General features: G+C 72.5%; 14 protein-coding genes. 9 read left to right on the top strand and 5 right to left on the bottom strand.

The genetic code is table 11. The features are described 5' to 3' along the window. The first annotated feature begins 143 nt into the window (after positions 1 to 143). The 4 genes from rpsM to rplQ all read left to right on the top strand — a co-directional run bounded on the left by rpsM (position 144) and on the right by rplQ (position 2,870). Positions 144 to 518 (top strand): 30S ribosomal protein S13, encoded by a 375-nt coding sequence (gene rpsM, locus ACSJJR_RS08570; RefSeq protein ID WP_435942297.1) that lies wholly within the window; start codon positions 144 to 146, stop codon positions 516 to 518. A gap of 67 nt (positions 519 to 585) precedes the next feature. Next, positions 586 to 987 carry a 30S ribosomal protein S11 gene (rpsK, locus tag ACSJJR_RS08565; RefSeq protein ID WP_166856038.1) on the top strand — a complete coding sequence of 134 codons (402 nt, stop codon included), beginning with the start codon at positions 586 to 588 and terminating at the stop codon, positions 985 to 987. Positions 988 to 1,151: 164 nt separating this feature from the next. Beyond that, positions 1,152 to 2,150 (top strand): DNA-directed RNA polymerase subunit alpha, encoded by a 999-nt coding sequence (locus ACSJJR_RS08560; RefSeq protein WP_435942298.1) that lies wholly within the window; start codon positions 1,152 to 1,154, stop codon positions 2,148 to 2,150. Positions 2,151 to 2,189: 39 nt separating this feature from the next. Beyond that, a complete protein-coding gene (rplQ, locus tag ACSJJR_RS08555; protein WP_435942299.1) occupies positions 2,190 to 2,870 on the top strand; it encodes a 50S ribosomal protein L17, sunset domain variant in 681 nt (226 codons plus the stop codon). Positions 2,871 to 2,956: 86 nt separating this feature from the next. Here the strand turns inward: rplQ and ACSJJR_RS08550 are convergent, their stop codons facing one another. The 4 genes from ACSJJR_RS08550 to ACSJJR_RS08535 form a co-directional block, all read right to left on the bottom strand. Then, complete coding sequence (locus tag ACSJJR_RS08550) at positions 2,957 to 4,018, bottom strand: alpha/beta fold hydrolase (protein ID WP_435942300.1); 1,062 nt, start codon at positions 4,016 to 4,018, stop codon at positions 2,957 to 2,959. Then, on the bottom strand, positions 3,999 to 4,637 hold the full coding sequence (locus ACSJJR_RS08545) for a DUF998 domain-containing protein (protein WP_435942301.1): 639 nt from the start codon (positions 4,635 to 4,637) through the stop codon (positions 3,999 to 4,001). The genes ACSJJR_RS08550 and ACSJJR_RS08545 overlap by 20 nt, the downstream gene beginning before the upstream one ends. Beyond that, positions 4,634 to 7,879 carry a bifunctional lysylphosphatidylglycerol synthetase/lysine--tRNA ligase LysX gene (gene lysX / locus ACSJJR_RS08540; protein ID WP_435942302.1) on the bottom strand — a complete coding sequence of 1,082 codons (3,246 nt, stop codon included), beginning with the start codon at positions 7,877 to 7,879 and terminating at the stop codon, positions 4,634 to 4,636. Before lysX ends, ACSJJR_RS08545 begins: the two co-directional genes overlap by 4 nt. Positions 7,880 to 7,982: 103 nt before the next feature. Further along, entirely contained in the window at positions 7,983 to 8,741 is a 759-nt protein-coding gene (locus tag ACSJJR_RS08535) for an ROK family protein (protein WP_435942303.1), read from the bottom strand. 37 nt (positions 8,742 to 8,778) lie between these two features. Here ACSJJR_RS08535 and ACSJJR_RS08530 point away from each other — a divergent pair, with 37 nt between their 5' ends. The 4 genes from ACSJJR_RS08530 (at position 8,779) to glmM (ending at position 12,510) form a co-directional block, all read left to right on the top strand. Then, positions 8,779 to 9,744 carry a tRNA pseudouridine synthase A gene (locus ACSJJR_RS08530; RefSeq protein WP_435942304.1) on the top strand — a complete coding sequence of 322 codons (966 nt, stop codon included), beginning with the start codon at positions 8,779 to 8,781 and terminating at the stop codon, positions 9,742 to 9,744. Positions 9,745 to 10,052: 308 nt separating this feature from the next. After that, complete coding sequence (gene rplM / locus ACSJJR_RS08525) at positions 10,053 to 10,496, top strand: 50S ribosomal protein L13 (protein ID WP_249367374.1); 444 nt, start codon at positions 10,053 to 10,055, stop codon at positions 10,494 to 10,496. A 43-nt stretch (positions 10,497 to 10,539) separates the two neighbouring features. Continuing rightward, entirely contained in the window at positions 10,540 to 11,034 is a 495-nt protein-coding gene (gene rpsI / locus ACSJJR_RS08520; RefSeq protein ID WP_435942305.1) for a 30S ribosomal protein S9, read from the top strand. A gap of 111 nt (positions 11,035 to 11,145) precedes the next feature. Next, a complete protein-coding gene (gene glmM, locus ACSJJR_RS08515; RefSeq protein WP_435942306.1) occupies positions 11,146 to 12,510 on the top strand; it encodes a phosphoglucosamine mutase in 1,365 nt (454 codons plus the stop codon). A gap of 353 nt (positions 12,511 to 12,863) precedes the next feature. Here glmM and coaA read toward each other — a convergent pair whose 3' ends face one another. After that, a complete protein-coding gene (coaA, locus tag ACSJJR_RS08510; protein ID WP_435942307.1) occupies positions 12,864 to 13,844 on the bottom strand; it encodes a type I pantothenate kinase in 981 nt (326 codons plus the stop codon). A 119-nt stretch (positions 13,845 to 13,963) separates the two neighbouring features. Between coaA and glmS the strand changes: the two genes are divergently transcribed. Then, positions 13,964 to 15,850 carry a glutamine--fructose-6-phosphate transaminase (isomerizing) gene (glmS, locus tag ACSJJR_RS08505; protein WP_435942308.1) on the top strand — a complete coding sequence of 629 codons (1,887 nt, stop codon included), beginning with the start codon at positions 13,964 to 13,966 and terminating at the stop codon, positions 15,848 to 15,850. Positions 15,851 to 15,865: the final 15 nt, after the last annotated feature.

Here is a 15,865-nt window from a genome sequence, read left to right as displayed (position 1 = left end):
GCCGCCGTCGGGGCGGCCACCCACAAGCACCCACCCCAGCTCGCCGACGGTGAGCAACCCCCGGTTCCTGGAGGCCGGGGCCGCCGCGACCGCGGCGGGGGAGGTGGGCGACGACCTCCGGGAGCACACAGGAGAACCACACCGTGGCACGTATTTCAGGTGTTGACCTGCCTCGCGAGAAGCGGGTTGAGGTCGCCCTTACGTACATCTTCGGGATCGGCCGCACCCGTGCGGACGAGACCCTCGCGGCGACGGGCGTCAACCCCGACACCCGCGTCAAGGACCTCACCGAGGACGAGCTCGTCCTGCTGCGCAACCACATCGACGCGAGCTACCAGGTGGAGGGCGACCTGCGCCGCGAGGTCCAGGCTGACATCCGCCGCAAGATCGAGATCGGCTGCTACCAGGGCCTGCGCCACCGCCGTCACCTGCCGGTGCACGGCCAGCGCACCAAGACCAACGCGCGCACCCGCAAGGGCCCCAAGCGCACCGTGGCCGGTAAGAAGAAGGCCAAGTAAGCAGCAGTCCATGAGCGCGGGCACGGCTGCCCGCCATGGAACGACGACCTAGATCGAAGAAGGAAACATGCCTCCCAAGAGCCGCACCGCCGTGCGCAAGACGCGTCGCAAGGACCGCAAGAACGTCACCCACGGCCACGCCTACATCAAGTCCACCTTCAACAACACCATCGTGTCCCTCACGGACCCGCACGGTGCCGTCATCGCCTGGGCCTCCTCCGGCCAGGTCGGCTTCAAGGGCTCGCGCAAGTCAACGCCCTACGCCGCCCAGCTCGCCGCCGAGGCCGCCGCGCGTCGCGCGCAGGAGCACGGCATGAAGAAGATCGACGTCTTCGTCAAGGGCCCCGGCCCGGGCCGCGAGACCGCGATCCGCTCCCTCCAGGCCGCCGGCCTTGAGGTCGGCTCCATCTCCGACGTCACGCCCCAGGCCCACAACGGCTGCCGCCCGCCCAAGCGCCGCCACGTCTGAGACGACTGAGGCCGACGGCGTCCGTGCCCCCGGGCCCGCGACGCCGTCGGCTCCTCACACCCGCCCCTGGTAGGCGGGCACGGACGGGCCGGCTCCTGGAGACCACCGTCCACATCCCGCAGGATCGGCGTCATATAGCGGGCGCCGCCACGAAAGGAAACCACGTGCTCATCGCACAGCGACCCACCCTCTCCGAGGAGGTCATCGAGGAGGACCGCCGCTCGCGGTTCGTCCTGGAGCCTCTTGAGCCCGGCTTCGGCTACACCCTCGGTAACTCCCTGCGCCGCACGCTGCTGTCGTCCATCCCGGGCGCCGCCGTGACCAGCGTGCGCATCGACGGGGTCCCCCACGAGTTCCGCACCATCGCCGGGATCAAGGAGGATGTCGCCCAGATCATCCTCAATATCAAGGAGATCGTGCTCTCGAGCGAGAACGACGAGCCGGTCGTCATGTACCTGCGCAAGTCCGGCCCGGGCGTCGTCACCGCCGGTGACGTCACCCCGCCCGCCGGCGTGGAGATCCACAACCCCGACCTCGTCATCGCCACCCTCAACGAGAAGGGCAAGCTCGAGATCGAGCTGACGGTCGAGCGCGGGCGCGGCTACGTCTCCGCGGCGCAGAACAAGGACCCGAACGCGGAGATCTCCCGCATCCCCGTGGACTCCATCTACTCGCCGGTCAAGAAGGTCTCCTACGCGGTCGAGGCCACCCGTGTCGAGCAGCGCACGGACTTCGACCGCCTCGTGGTGGACGTCGAGACCAAGGCCTCGATCACCCCTCGTGACGCGCTCGCCTCCGCCGGCAAGACGCTCGTCGAGCTCTTCGGCCTGGCCCGTGAGCTCAACGTCGAGGCCGAGGGCATCGAGGTCGGCCCCTCGCCGATGGACCAGGCCCTCCAGCAGGACCTCGCCCTCATGATCGACGAGCTCGACCTGCAGGCCCGCTCGTCCAACGCGCTCAAGCGCGAGGGCATCCTCACCGTCGGCGAGCTCGTCGCGCGCAGCGAGGCGGACCTGCTCGACATCCGCAACTTCGGTGCCAAGTCGATCTCCGAGATCAAGCTGAAGCTGGCCGAGCTGGGTCTGTCCCTCAAGGGCTCCCCGGCCGACTACATCGCGGACGACGACTACACCAACCCCACGTTCAGCGACGAGCAGGCCTGAGCCGCGCCTCCCCGCTCGCCATTCACCTAGGAGACAACAATGCCTCGCCCCACCAAGGGTCCCCGCCTGGGCGGCTCCGCCCAGCACGAGCGCCACATGCTGGCCAACCTCGCCACGCAGCTCTTCATCCACGAGTCGATCACGACGACGGAGGCCCGCGCCCGCCGCCTGCGCCCCTACGCCGAGAAGCTCATCACCAAGGGCAAGCGCGGCGACCTGCACGCCCGCCGCACGGTCCTGCGCAAGGTGACGGACAAGTTCGCCGTCTACCGTCTCTTCGAGGAGATCGCCCCCAAGCTCGAGGGCCGCGAGGGCGGTTACACCCGCATCGTCAAGGTCGCGCCTCGCAAGGGTGACAACGCGCCCATGGCCGTCATCTCCCTCGTCCTCGAGCCGGTCGCCAAGAAGGAGGTCGTGGCCGACGCCGTGGCCACCGCCAAGCGCGCCGCCGAGAAGGCTGTGGACAGCGCCGCCCAGGCCCCGGCCGAGCAGGCCGCCGTCGAGTACGCCGGCGCCGTCCGCCTTGCGGAGGGCTCCACCGAGGCCCCCGACGCCGACCACCAGGTCAAGGGCAACGAGGACTCGATGAAGTACCACGTCCCCGGCTCGCGCTGGTACGACGCCACCGTCGCCGAGGTGTGGTTCGCCTCCGCCGAGGACGCTGAGGCCGCGGGCTTCGCCCCTGCCGGCGGTGCCGCCGCCCAGAAGGTCGAGGGCTGAGCCCTCGAACAGGTCTGGCCTGCACGGCTGCGGGGACTGTCGCCACCGGGTGACGGGCCCCGCAGCCGTGTCAGTGAACCACGCTCTCAGCGCAGGACGAGGTCGAGGACCTCGCACACGGCCCGGGCCACCTGCCGGGGCGCGTCCTGGGCCATGAGGTGCCCGGAGCGAGGCACCCGGCGCACCACGAGCCGGCCGAAGGCCTGCTCGGCGGCCGCAAGGCGACGTCGTGAGGCGTAAGGGGGTGCCTGGAGCAGGACAGTGGGCACCTGCACCGCGAGGCGGTCCTGTGAGCGCACCCGCAGCAGGTCCTCCTGTTGGGCCGAGTAGGCCAGGGACTCCGCCGCGCCACCGGTGAGTGCGCGGGCGCTCCACGTGTCCGCCCAGGCGGGAGCGTCCAGGGCCTGGGGACGCGAGACCTGGCGTCGCATGCCGGCCCTTACCAGCGTGGCGACCACCCGGTGCGCCGCCGGCACAGCCAGAAGGCGGCGCACCGCCCCGAGGGCGAGGCCGGCCAGGGGTGCCCGGCCCCCGACGGCGCCGACCGCCAACGGGGGCACCAGCGCAGGCCGGAGCGCGAGGGAGGGGTCTACGAGGACGATCCCGTCAACGAGGTCGGGACGACGGCGTGCGAGCAGCTCGGCCTCGAAGGCCGCCATCGAGTGGGCCACGAGAATGGTTGGGGCGCCGTCGGCCACCCCCAGGTCCTCCAGCAGGCGAGCGAGGACGGCGGCCTGGACGTCGAGTGACGGCAGCCCGGAGCAGCGGGTCCCCAGGCGCCCCTGCCGGTCGATGAGGACGTGCCACCCGGGCAGGTGCGTGAGGACCGGCTCCCAGAAGGCCGAGCCCAGGCCTGCGCCCGCCAGGAGCACAAGGGTGGGCACGCGGCTCGCGCCAGGCCCCGGTGCGTCCGGGCCGGCCTGGGCAGAGGGCGGGTGCCCGCCGGCCAACCGGGCCCCGGGCGGGTGGGGCGCCCCGGGGGCCGGCAGGCGCCTGGCGGTGACGCCGGCGCGGCGCGCCCAGTGGCCCTGCCGCGCGGTGTACTGCTGCGCGGTGTGCTGCCGCCCGGTGTGCTGCCAGCGCCGGCCGACGGCGCCCGAGCCCTCCCCGCGCCGGCCGGCAGCGGCCTCATGCTCGAAGGCGGGCACCGGCGTCGTCACCCCTGTCAAGCCGGAGGGCGAGCACAGCCCCCACCATCGAGGACAGCAGCACCTGCCCCACCTGCGGCCACCACTGGCTGCCGGGGGACAGCGCCGCCAGCACCAGGGTGAGCACGTCCAGCAGGCCGAGCCCCACCGCCGCCACGAGCGCGCCGCCCACCTGTGGCCGCGGCGCCCCCATCTCCCGCAGCGCCAGCACCAGCAGCACGAGGGCACCGAGGAAACCGGTCCCCACCACGCCCGAGGCAAGCGTGTGCAGCGCCGCGGCGAGCCCCGTGTCCTGGCACGTGACGTCCATGCTCGGGGAGCAGGGCATGTTGCCCAGGGCGTCGGCCACCGTGCCCACCCCGGCGGCCGCCAGGGCGAGGGCCAGCAGCGTGGACCAGCGGCCGAGCAGGTCCCGCCACCCGCGCCTGCCCAGGGCGGCCACGGCCGCCAGCAGGAGGCCGGCGAGCAGGTCGCCCCCGCGGAAGACCCACTGCCAGGGCTGGTCGTCGGCCGCGAGCTCGGACAGGTACCCGGGCAGCGGGCCGCCGGCCCACAGCAGGGGGGCCAGCACCCACGTGTTGTAGGACAGCAGCACGGCAGCGGCCAGCAGGCGCCTCATCGTGAGGGCCTGACGAGCGGGAAGGCGATGGTCTCGCGGATCGACGCGCCCGTGAGCATCATGACGAGACGGTCCAGGCCGAGCCCCAGCCCGCCTGCGGGCGCCATGCCGTGCTCCAGGGCCTCGAGGAAGGCCTCGTCGAGCTCCATCGCCTCAGAGTCACCGCTGGCGGCCGCCAGCGACTGGGCCGTCAGCCTCTGCCTCTGGATCACCGGGTCCACGAGCTCGGAGTAGGCGGTGCCGACCTCCGAGCCGAAGATGATGAGGTCCCAGCGCTCGGCCAGGGCAGGGTCCTGGCGGTGAGGACGGGTCAGCGGCGAGGTCTGGGAGGGGAAGTCGCTGAAGAAGGTCGGCTGCACGGTGCTGGACTCCGCCAGGTGCTCGTAGAGCTCCTGGACCAGGGTGCCCCACCCCCAAGAGGGCTCGTGGCGCAGGCCCAGGCGCTCGGCGTGGGAGCGCAGCACGGCGACGGGGGTGGAGGTCGTCACCTGCTCACCCAGCCCGTGGGAGACGGCGTCGCACACGCTCACGGTGCGCCACGGCAGCGCCAGGTCCACCTCGTGCTCGACCCCGCCCACGGTGCCGCGCACGAGGGTGGTCCCCAGCGCCTCCGTCGCGGCCGAGACCACAAGGTCCTGGACCACCGTCTTCATCACCTCGTAGTCGGCGTAAGCCTGGTAGGCCTCCAGCATCGTGAACTCAGGGTTGTGGGTGGAGTCCGCCCCCTCGTTGCGAAAGCTCCTTCCGATCTCGAAGACGCGGTCCATGCCGCCCACGACGAGCCGCTTGAGGTAGAGCTCGGGAGCGATCCGCAGGTACAGGTCAAGGTCGTAGGCGTTGATGTGGGTGCGGAAGGGGCGCGCGTTCGCCCCGCCGTGCACCGGCTGGAGCATCGGTGTCTCCACCTCGAGGTAGCCGCGCCCGAGCAGCCGGCCGCGCACGGCCTGCACGGCCCGGGAGCGGGCCTCGACCAGCCGTCGCTGGCGCGCGGACGTGATGAGCGCCAGGTGGCGCTGGCGCACAAGCGCCTCCGGGTCGGTCAGGCCGCGGTGCTTGTCCGGCAGGGGGCGCAGGGACTTGGAGGTCATGACCCAGCCCGTGGCCAGGAGGCTGGCGGTGCCGGTGCGTGACCTGCCGGGCACACCGGTGACGGCCACCTGGTCCCCGACGCGCACGAGACGCCGGAACCGGGCCAGGGCCTGCGGGGCCTGGTCGCGCTCCAGGAGCACCTGCACCTGCCCGCCCCAGTCGCGCAGGTCCGCAAACAGCACACCGCCGTGGTCGCGCAGCCCCATGACGCGCCCGGCGACGGTCCGCTCGCCCGCGCCGTCGAGCGCCTGGGCGCAGCCGGCCGTGACGGCGGTGCTCGCCGGGTAGGGGTCCACCCCCTGGGAGAGCATCCGCTCGCGGCAGGCGGCGCGCTCGCGCATCTCGTGGGGCAGGCGCACGGCCGGGCCGGGCTCGGGAACGGCACGGGTGAGGGCCAGCATGCGGGCGCTGTCGGCGTCGCTCAGGCGCTGCTGGGGCCACTGCTCGCCGCACAGGCGGCCTGGGGGGCGTAGGAAGCCCTCGGCGACGGCGATGGCCGTCGAGACGCGGGCGAGGTCGCCGGCGTCGGCGTAGCAGATCATGCGCGGCACCCAGTCGGGCTCGTAGCGGGAGTTGGAGCGGTACAGGGACTCCAGCTGCCACCAGCGCGAGGCCGCCAGGAGCACCTTGCGGCGCGCGCGCTGGATCGGACCGGCCCCCAGCCGCTCGCCCTGGGCGAAGACGTCGCGGAAGACGGCGAAGTTGAGCGAGACCCGCGCGACGGACAGGGAGACGGCCTCGGCCATGAGGGTGCTCACCATGAGCTCGGTGACGCCGTGGTCTGCCTCGGGGTGGCGGCGCATGACGTCCAGGCTCAGCCCGTCGGCGCCCCAGGGCACGAAGGACAGCAGCGCAGCCACCCGCCCCCGCTCGTCGCCCTCGGGGAACAGGGCCTCGACGAGGACGGACTCGCCGTCGGAGGGGTCGTCGAGGCCACGGCCCAGCGCCATGGAGAAACCGCGCTCCGCCTCGCCGTTGAGCCAGGCGGTTGCCAGGGAGCTGAGGCCGGCCAGCTCCTCGGCTGGGATGGAGCGGTGGCGCCGCACCCGCGCGGTGTACCCGGCGCCGGAGGCGTGGCGCACGGCCTGACGGACCTCCGTGAGGTCGTTGAGACGGAAGCGCGAGGGGCGCAGGACGGCCTCGTCGCCCACGCGCAGGGCGTGCATCCCGGCCTGCACCCAGGCGCGCGCGCCAGCCTCGGAGGCGCCGATGACGGCGGGAGTCAGCCCGTAGGACACGCAGTGACGGCAGAAGGCGGAGACAGTGGCGGGCCAGGTGGCCGGGTCCCCCAGGGGGTCGCCGGAGACGAGGGCGACGCCGAGGCTGGGGCGGTAGGAGACGGCGCCGTGCTCGGTGAGCAGGACGGACTTGTCACGGCGGGTGGCGAAGTAGCCGAGCGAGTCCTGGGGGTGGGCCGCCAGGAGCGTGCGCACGCGCTCCTCCTCCTCGACGCTCATGCGCGCGGCCAGCCGCTGGGAGCGCAGCAGGGTGGCCACGCCCGCCAGGAAGGACAGGGCCCAGCCCAGGCCGAGGAGACTGAAGGGCCAGTCGGAGAACTGCCGGACGAGGTCGATGAGGGGGCTGAGGTCAGCCGACAGGAGCAGGGCGGTGAGGACCGAGGGGTGGATGAGTGCGACGACGAGGACGGTCAGCGCGGTGCTGGCGCCGATGCCGAGAGTGGTGACCGTCAGCGCCCGGCGCAGGTTGCCGGGCCGCATGCGCACCCGGTAGGCGTCACGGTCGCGCAGGAGCACGGCGATGAGCACGACCAGCACGAGGATGTTGAAGCCGAGCGCCGCCAGCTCCTGGCGAGAGACCTCCACCTCGGGGATGACGGCCAGCGAGACGGCGGCCAGGACGAAGGCCACGATGCTGAGCACGGCCAGGACGGTGGTGGACACCCAGGCGACCCGGGTGTGGCGCGACAGGGCCGAGCCGAGGATGAGGATGACGACGGCGGTGAACCAGTCGAGCACCGGCAGCGGGACGAACCATGTCAGGGCGAAGGCGCTCAGCGCGCTCAGGCCGGGGACCGGGTACAGGACGGTGGACACCAGCGCCACCAGCCCGACCGTCATGACGGCACGGGGCAGCAGGACAGGGCTCCGGGACGTCCCGAGGGTGCTGGTCCGGAAGGAGCGGGCACGTGTCATGAGCGCATCATGACAGCATCCTGAGCCCGGTCGGATCCCCCGCACAGAGGAGGCCGGCTCCTCCCGGGGTAGGGGAGGAGCCAGGGTGGGCTCAGGGTGCGTCTCAGGGGCGGGCCAGGTCCCAGCAGCGTGCCCCGCCCGTCATCCCGGCCTCATTGGGCACGACCACGACGTCCTCGCCCATGGCTGCGAGCTGCGAGGCGAGAATCCGCCGGGAGTTGCCTCCCCCGAGGTAGAGGCGGTCCCACAGGTACATGGGGCGCAGGGCGTCAACGACGCGCCGCACCCTGCGGGACCAGTGGGCGTCGCCCAGGCGCAGGCGCTCGTGCTCACCGATGTAGTCGTCGTAGGTCAGGCCCCAGCGGATCGGGCCCTGGGAGATCTCCACGTGGGGGGCGAGCACGCCGTTGTCGAAGACCGCGTTGCCCAGCCCGGTGCCGAGCGTGATGGTCATCTCGTGGCCGTGGCCGGTGACGACGCCGGCCGCGGCGACCTCGGCGTCGTTGAGGACGAGGACCGGGCGCCCCAGGCGCTGGGTGAGGGCCGTGCCCATGTCGAAGCGCCGCCACATCTCGACCAGCTCGGGCAGCACCCGCGAGCGGGGGCCGTCGCGGGTGATGTAGTGGGGGGTGGCGACGACGATGCCGTGGCGGATCATGCCGGGCATCCCGACCGTCACACGATCGGCCTGTGGCAGCTGGGCGGCGAGATCGGCGATGGTGTCCACCAGTGCCTGCGGCGGCAGGGGGTAGGGCGTTGGGGTCCGCACGGCCCGGGAGATCATCGCGCCCTCGGGGGACAGCACGGAGGACTTGATACCGCCCCCGCCACAGTCGACGGACAGGGTCGTGGGACTGCTCATGGCGGCAGGCTACCGGCGGGCGTGGTCGAATAGCGTCATGCTCACCGATGCGACGCCGGCTCACGCGCCCGCTGACTGTGTGCGCCTGAGGCTCGACCTCGCCTACGACGGCGCCGGCTTCAGCGGCTGGGCCGCCCAGCCCGGCCTGCGCACGGTCGAGGGCGAGCTCACCCAGGCCCTTGAGACCGTGCTGCGCGTGCCCGTGAGGCTGACCGTCGCCGGCCGCACCGACGCCGGCGTCCACGCCGCCGCCCAGTGCGTCCACCTTGACGTGCCCATGGCCGCGTGGCGGGCCGTGCCCGGTCGCTCGGGACGCCGCCCGCAGGACGCCCTGCTCACCCGCCTCGCCGGGGTCCTCGCCCGCCAGGCGCGCCTGGCCGCCGACGCCGGGATCACCGGGCCGGTCCCACGCGGAGCCAGTGACCTCGTCGTCACCGGCGCGCGCGTGGCGCCCGAGGGCTTCGACGCCCGCTTCTCCGCCCTCAGCCGCCGCTACGTCTACCGCGTCGCCGACGGCGGCCCCGGCGGCGCCCCGCGCAGCGCCACCCGCCGGGGCCAGGTGCTGTGGCTGCCCGAGGAGCTGGACGTCGAGGCCATGGACCGCAGCGCCCAAGCCCTCCTGGGTGAGCACGACTTCCTGTCCTACTGCCGCCCGCGCCAGGGGGCCACGACGGTGCGAACCCTGCACCGGCTGCAGTGGCGCCGGCCGCTTGACGGGCCCGACGCCGGGCTCGTGATGCTGAGCGTGGTGGCGGACGCCTTCTGCCACTCCATGGTGCGCTCCCTGGTCGGGGCGGGCCTCGCCGTCGGGCGTGGCAGCAGGGGTGAGGACTGGCCCGGCGCGCTGCTCAGGCGCCGCTCGCGTGACGGCGCCGCCCCGGTGGCCCCCGCCCACGGGCTCACCCTGGAGGAGGTCGTCTACCCGCAGGACGACGCCCTCGCCGAGCAGGCGCGGCGCTCGCGGGTGCTGCGCCGCCCGCCCACCGAGGACTGCGGCTGCTAGCCGCCCTCGCCGGGCGCTCGCGGGTGCGGGGCGAGGGCGGGCGCTGGGCCCGTCGTGGCGCAGGCCGGCCCCAGCGTGTCGGGTCTCACCCTCGCGGCGGCGCCAGTTCTTTTGACCCTCCTTCCGGGGCCCCGGTATGGTGGGCGAACGTCGTGCAGCACGCATGTGCGCGTCCGCGGTGCCGTCCCACTCGCCCCGGATCGCCAGTGCTCCGACCCCTCACCTGACCATGGTGGTCTCGTCGGGCCGCGAGAGCTTCAACGCGCTGCCCGGTGACCCACTCGCCAAGAGAAACGAAGGCAACGCCCGTGCGCACGTACACACCGAAGCCCGGCGACGTCGAGAAGAACTGGTACGTCATCGACGCCACCGACGTCGTCCTCGGCCGCCTCGCGGCCCAGGCCGCGACCCTGCTCCGTGGGAAGCACAAGCCCCAGTTCGCGCCCCACGCGGACTGCGGCGACTACGTCGTCATCATCAACGCCGACAAGGTCGCCCTCACCAACGGCAAGGCTGACAAGAAGTTCGCCCACCGTCACTCCGGCCACCCGGGTGGCCTCACCTCCGTCTCGTACCGCGAGCTGCTCGCGACGCGCCCGGAGCTCGCCGTCGAGAAGGCCGTCAAGGGCATGGTGCCGCACACCACCCTCGGCCGCCAGCAGCTGAAGAAGCTCAAGGTCTACCGAGGCGCCGAGCACCCGCACGCCTCGCAGAACCCCCAGGCTTTCGAGATCACCCAGGTCGCCCAGTAAGCGCTCCAGCGCCCGGCACCCCGCGACAAGCAAAGGACACATCGTGGCTGAGACCACTGTCGATATCGACGCGCTGGACGAGGACAACGCCCCCTCCAGCTACACCACCGAGACCGCTGGCGCCTCCGAGGGCCGCGGGCAGTCCATCACCGCCCCCGGTGCTGGCCTGGGCCGCCGCAAGGAGGCTGTCGCCCGCGTCCGCCTCGTCCCCGGCACCGGCCAGTGGACGCTCAACGGCCGCACGCTCGAGGACTACTTCCCCAACAAGCTGCACCAGCAGCTCGTGCGCGCCCCCTTCACCGTCCTCGACCTCGAGGGCCGCTTCGACGTCGTCGCCCGCATCCACGGCGGTGGCGTCTCCGGCCAGGCCGGCGCCCTGCGCCTGGGCATCGCCCGCGCCCTCAACGAGATCGACCGTGAGGCCAACCGCCCGACCCTGAAGAAGGCCGGCTTCCTCACCCGTGACGCCCGCATCGTCGAGCGCAAGAAGGCCGGTCTGCACAAGGCCCGCCGCGCCCCGCAGTACTCCAAGCGCTGACCCGGCGCCCGCGCCGTCCGCTGCGACGCCGTGGCAGGTCCCGGGCCTGGCCGGGGCGGCGTGGGAGGATGGCACACGTCCCACGACCCCCATTCGGAAGGACTGACTGACATGGCACGACTCTTCGGCACGGACGGTGTGCGAGGCCTCGCCAACGACCTGCTCACCCCCGCCCTCGCCGTTCAGCTCGGTGAGGCCGCCGCACAGGTCCTCACCCGCGGGGCACCCGCCTCCTCCCGCTCGCGCACCGGCCGCTTCCGTGCCATCGTCGGCCGCGACACCCGCGCCTCGGGCGAGTTCCTCGACCACGCGATCAGCGCGGGCCTGGCCTCCTCGGGCATCGACGTCACCCGGGTGGGCGTCCTGCCCACCCCGGCCATCGCGCACCTGACCGCCACGCAGGACATCGAGCTCGGCGTCATGATCTCCGCCTCCCACAACCCGTTCCAGGACAACGGGATCAAGTTCTTCGCCCGCGGCGGCTACAAGCTCGAGGACGCCGTCGAGGACCAGATCGAGGCTCTGCTCGGCCGCACCGACGCCCCGCCGGTGGGCGCCGGCGTCGGCCGTGTCATCAAGGGTGAGACGGTGGCGGACCAGACCTACATCAACCACCTCGTGGACTCCGCCGCCACGGACCTGTCGGGCCTGAGGATCGTCGTCGACGCCTCCAACGGAGCCGCCTCGGCTGTCGGCCCCGCCGCCCTTCGCGCCGCCGGGGCCGAGGTCATCGTCATCAACGCCTCCCCGGACGGGCTCAACATCAACGCGGCCTGCGGCTCCACCCACCCCGAGCAGCTGCAGAACTACGTCACCAGCGTCGGGGCTGACATGGGCTTCGCCTACGACGGCGACGCCGACCGCTGCCTCGCCGTCGACTCCGAGGGCCGGCTCGTGGACGGCGACCAGATCATGGGCCTGCTCGCGGTGGGCATGAAGGCCGACGGCGTCCTGGCCTCGGACACGCTCGTCGTCACCGTCATGAGCAACCTCGGGCTGCTGCTGGCCATGCGCAAGCACGGCATCCGCACGGTGCAGACCGGCGTCGGCGACCGTTACGTGCTGGAGAGGATGCTCCAGGGCGGCTACACCCTCGGCGGTGAGCAGTCCGGCCACGTCATCGACACGCTGCACGCGACCACCGGTGACGGGGTGCTCACCTCCCTGCGCGTGGCAGCGCGTGTCAAGCGCTCGGGCAAGAGCCTGGCCGAGCTGGCGAGCGTTGTGGAGCGCCTGCCGCAGACCCTCATCAACGTCAAGGGGGTGGACAAGGCGGCCGCGCACACGAACAACGCCGTGCACAAGGCCGTCGCCGAGGCGGAGGAGCGCCTGGGGACGACAGGCCGTGTGCTGCTGCGCCCCTCCGGCACCGAGCCGCTGGTGCGTGTCATGGTCGAGGCCGCGACCCAGGCCGAGGCGGACGCCGTCGCCTCCGGGCTCGCCGAGGTCGTCAAGGACAACCTCTCGCTCGCCTGAGCCGCCCCGCCGTCGCCCGGCCCCGCCGTCGCCCTCGAACTCCTCGGTTTGCGCTCGAAAGTACGGCGAATCACCGTACGCTCGCGCGCAAACCGAGGAGGTGGGCGGGTGGCGGGGCTCAGTGGTGTCCACGCAGCGGACATCACAGCCCGCGCAGTGGTCGTGCCTTGCGGTGACCCCTGGAATCCTGCGGTTCTCTTCCGGAGCCAGTGGCTGACTGGTGGCTGATGTCCGTGCTGTGGACACCGGTGCGTGCTGCGCTGTCCCCGACCACGGCCTGCGGGCCTCAAGCACTGACCTCGGACCGGGTTCGGGCCCGGCTGCGAGGTGTCCCGGCTGCGAGCCGCGCCCGCTCAGGCCTTGCGCAGGAGCACCCGCTGCACGTGGTGGTCCGGCCCCTTGTGGAGCACGAGCGTGGCCCGCGGGCGCGTCGGCGCAATGTTCTCGCGCAGGTTCGCGAGGTTGACCGACTCCCACACCTCGTTGGCCGCCGCCACCGCCACGTCGTCGGGGACGGACGCGAAGGGGCGGAAGTACGACGTCGGGTCGTGGAAGGCCGTGCGCTTGAGCGTGAGGAAACGGTCGAGGTACCAGCGGCGGATGTCCTCGGGGTCGGCGTCGACGTAGATCGAGAAGTCGATGAAGTCGCTCACCGCCAGGGCCGACCCTCCGGGGACAGGGGTGTCACGGCCCCGCGTGTGGACGCGGCGCGCCGGCTGCAGGACGTTGAGGCCCTCAAGCACGAGGACGTCGGGGCGCTCCACCACCGTCCTCTCCCCGGGCACGACGTCGTAGACCTGGTGGGAGTAGACCGGGGCCTCCACCCGCGGCGCCCCGGACTTGACCGCCATGATGAAATCCAGCAGCGCCCGGCGGTCGTAGGACTCGGGGAAGCCCTTGCGCGCCGTCAGTCCCCGCTGCTCAAGCACCGCGTTGGGCAGCAGGAAGCCGTCCGTGGTCACGAGCGAGACCCGCGGCGTCTGCGGGAAACGGGCCAGCAGGTGCGCGATGAGGCGGGCGGTCGTGGACTTGCCGACGGCGACCGACCCAGCCACCGCCACGACGAAGGGAGTCGGGCTCTCGTCCACACCCAGGAAGTCCGCGGTGAGGCGGCCGCGCTCGCGGGTCGAGGCGATGTAGGTCTCCAGCAGGGCGGTCAGTGGCCTGTAGACGACGTCGACCTCGGGCAGGTCGATGGGGTCACCCAGGCCGCGCAGCTTCTCGACGTCGGCCTGCGTCAGCGGCAGGGGAGCCGAGGCCGCCAGGGCCCGCCACTGCTCACGGTCGAGCTCGATATAGGGAGAGGCACTGCTCACGGGCACAGTCTGACGCATTGTCAGCACCGTGATGGGCCGGACGGTGCGTCCGGGGACCGCGGCCGCACAAGGTCACACGGCCACATTCTGACCACCCCCTAGCCGCAGCGGGCCGGACAGTGCTTCGCTGGGTGTCCATGTGCGGAATCGTTGGCCACACCGGCCCCCTGACAGCCTCCGACCGTAGCCTCACCGTCCTCATGGACGGCCTGAGCCGCCTGGAGTACCGGGGCTATGACTCCGCCGGCGTGGCACTGGTCACCGGTGAGGGCCTGGCCGTCGTCAAGGCGGCCGGCAAGCTCGAGAACCTGCGCGAGGCGCTCGACGCCGCCGACCCCGCCCCCGCCACCGCCGGCATCGGCCACACCCGCTGGGCCACCCACGGCGGCCCGACGACGGCCAACGCGCACCCGCACCGGGCTGGCCGCCTCGCCGTGGTCCACAACGGCATCATCGAGAACTTCCGTGCGCTGCGTGCCGAGGTCGAGGCCGCCGGCCGCACCCTGCTGTCCTCCACCGACACCGAGGTCGCCGCCCACGTCCTGGACCTTGACTACGCCCGGCGCCTCGACGAGGCCGGGCCCGACGCCGACCCCGCCGACGTGCTCGTCGAGTCGGTGCGGGCCGTCACCGCCCGCCTGGAGGGGGCCTTCGCCCTCCTCGCCGTCACCGAGCTCGCGCCCGGCACCATCGTCGCCGCCCGCCGTTCCAGCCCGCTGGTCATCGGCCTGGGGGAGGGGGAGGCCTTCCTGGGCTCCGACGTCGCCGCCTTCGTCTCCTTCACCCGCCGTGCCGCCGAGGTGGACGACGACCAGGTCGTCCTCCTCAGGGGCGGGCAGGTCACCGTGTGGGACGCGGACGGGACCCGGGTCGAGCCGCGCACCTGGGAGGTCACCTGGGACGCCTCCGCGGCGGTCAAGGGCGGCTACGAGACCTTCATGGACAAGGAGATCCACGAGCAGCCGGCCGCCGTCGCCGACACCCTGCGCGGCCGGGTTGACGAGCGCGGCGAGATCCAGCTCGACGAGATGCGCATCGACCCGGCGGTGCTGCGCAGTGTGGACAAGATCATCGTCGTGGCCTGCGGGACCGCCTCCTACGCCGGCCACGTGGCCAAGTACGCCATCGAGCACTGGTGCCGGGTGCCGGTTGAGATCGAGCTCGCCCACGAGTTCCGCTACCGCGACCCCGTGGTCAGCGAGAAGACCCTCACGGTGGCCATCTCCCAGTCCGGCGAGACCATGGACACGATCCAGGCGGTGCGCCACGCCCGTGAGCAGGGCTCGAAGGTGCTGGCCATTGTCAACACCTACGGCTCGACCATCGCCCGTGAGGCCGACGCCGTCCTGTACACCCACGCGGGCCCTGAGGTGGCGGTGGCCTCCACCAAGGCCTTCCTCGCCCAGATCACCGCCTGCTACCTGCTGGGCCTGTACCTGGCGCAGCTGCGCGGCAACAAGTGGCCCGACGAGGTCGCCGACTACCTCGCCAACCTTGCCCTCATGCCCGGCAAGATCCAGGACCTGCTCGACGGCCAGGAGGAGCGCCTGCGGGCTCTGGGCGCCGAGCTGGCGGACCGGACCTCCTTCCTGTTCCTGGGGCGGCACGTCGGCTACCCGGTGGCCCTGGAGGGTGCGCTCAAGCTCAAGGAGCTGGCCTACGTGCACGCCGAGGGCTTCGCCGCCGGCGAGCTCAAGCACGGGCCCATCGCCCTGGTCGAGGAGGGACTGCCTGTCTTCGTCATCGTCCCGACCCCCCGCAGGCCCGTCCTGCATGACAAGGTGATCAGCAACATCCAGGAGGTCCGGGCCCGCGGCGCCCGCACGATCGTCATCGCCGAGGAGGGGGACCGGGCCGTCGAGTCCTTCGCCGACGACGTCATCCGCGTGCCCCAGACCCCGACGCTCATGTGGCCGCTGCTGACGGTCGTGCCCCTGCAGGTCTTCGCGGCCGCGCTGGCACGCGCCAAGGGCCTGGACATCGACCAGCCTCGCAACCTCGCCAAGTCCGTCACCGTGGAGTGAGGGCGGGCCGGTGCC

This window comes from Actinomyces sp. W5033, from assembly GCF_051303165.1.
Note: the sequence above shows the minus strand (reverse complement) of the source record. Positions and strands in the feature narration are given on the sequence as shown.

What these genes read in the sequence shown, in the direction of transcription:
- rplQ (WP_435942299.1), top strand. Translation starts at nt 2,190, where the DNA reads ATGCCTCGCCCCACCAAGGGTCCCCGCCTGGGCGGCTCCGCCCAGCAC.
- lysX (WP_435942302.1), bottom strand. Translation starts at nt 7,879, where the DNA reads ATGACACGTGCCCGCTCCTTCCGGACCAGCACCCTCGGGACGTCCCGG.
- coaA (WP_435942307.1), bottom strand. Translation starts at nt 13,844, where the DNA reads ATGCGTCAGACTGTGCCCGTGAGCAGTGCCTCTCCCTATATCGAGCTC.
- rpsK (WP_166856038.1), top strand. Translation starts at nt 586, where the DNA reads ATGCCTCCCAAGAGCCGCACCGCCGTGCGCAAGACGCGTCGCAAGGAC.
- glmM (WP_435942306.1), top strand. Translation starts at nt 11,146, where the DNA reads ATGGCACGACTCTTCGGCACGGACGGTGTGCGAGGCCTCGCCAACGAC.
- glmS (WP_435942308.1), top strand. Translation starts at nt 13,964, where the DNA reads ATGTGCGGAATCGTTGGCCACACCGGCCCCCTGACAGCCTCCGACCGT.
- ACSJJR_RS08545 (WP_435942301.1), bottom strand. Translation starts at nt 4,637, where the DNA reads ATGAGGCGCCTGCTGGCCGCTGCCGTGCTGCTGTCCTACAACACGTGG.
- ACSJJR_RS08530 (WP_435942304.1), top strand. Translation starts at nt 8,779, where the DNA reads ATGCTCACCGATGCGACGCCGGCTCACGCGCCCGCTGACTGTGTGCGC.
- ACSJJR_RS08535 (WP_435942303.1), bottom strand. Translation starts at nt 8,741, where the DNA reads ATGAGCAGTCCCACGACCCTGTCCGTCGACTGTGGCGGGGGCGGTATC.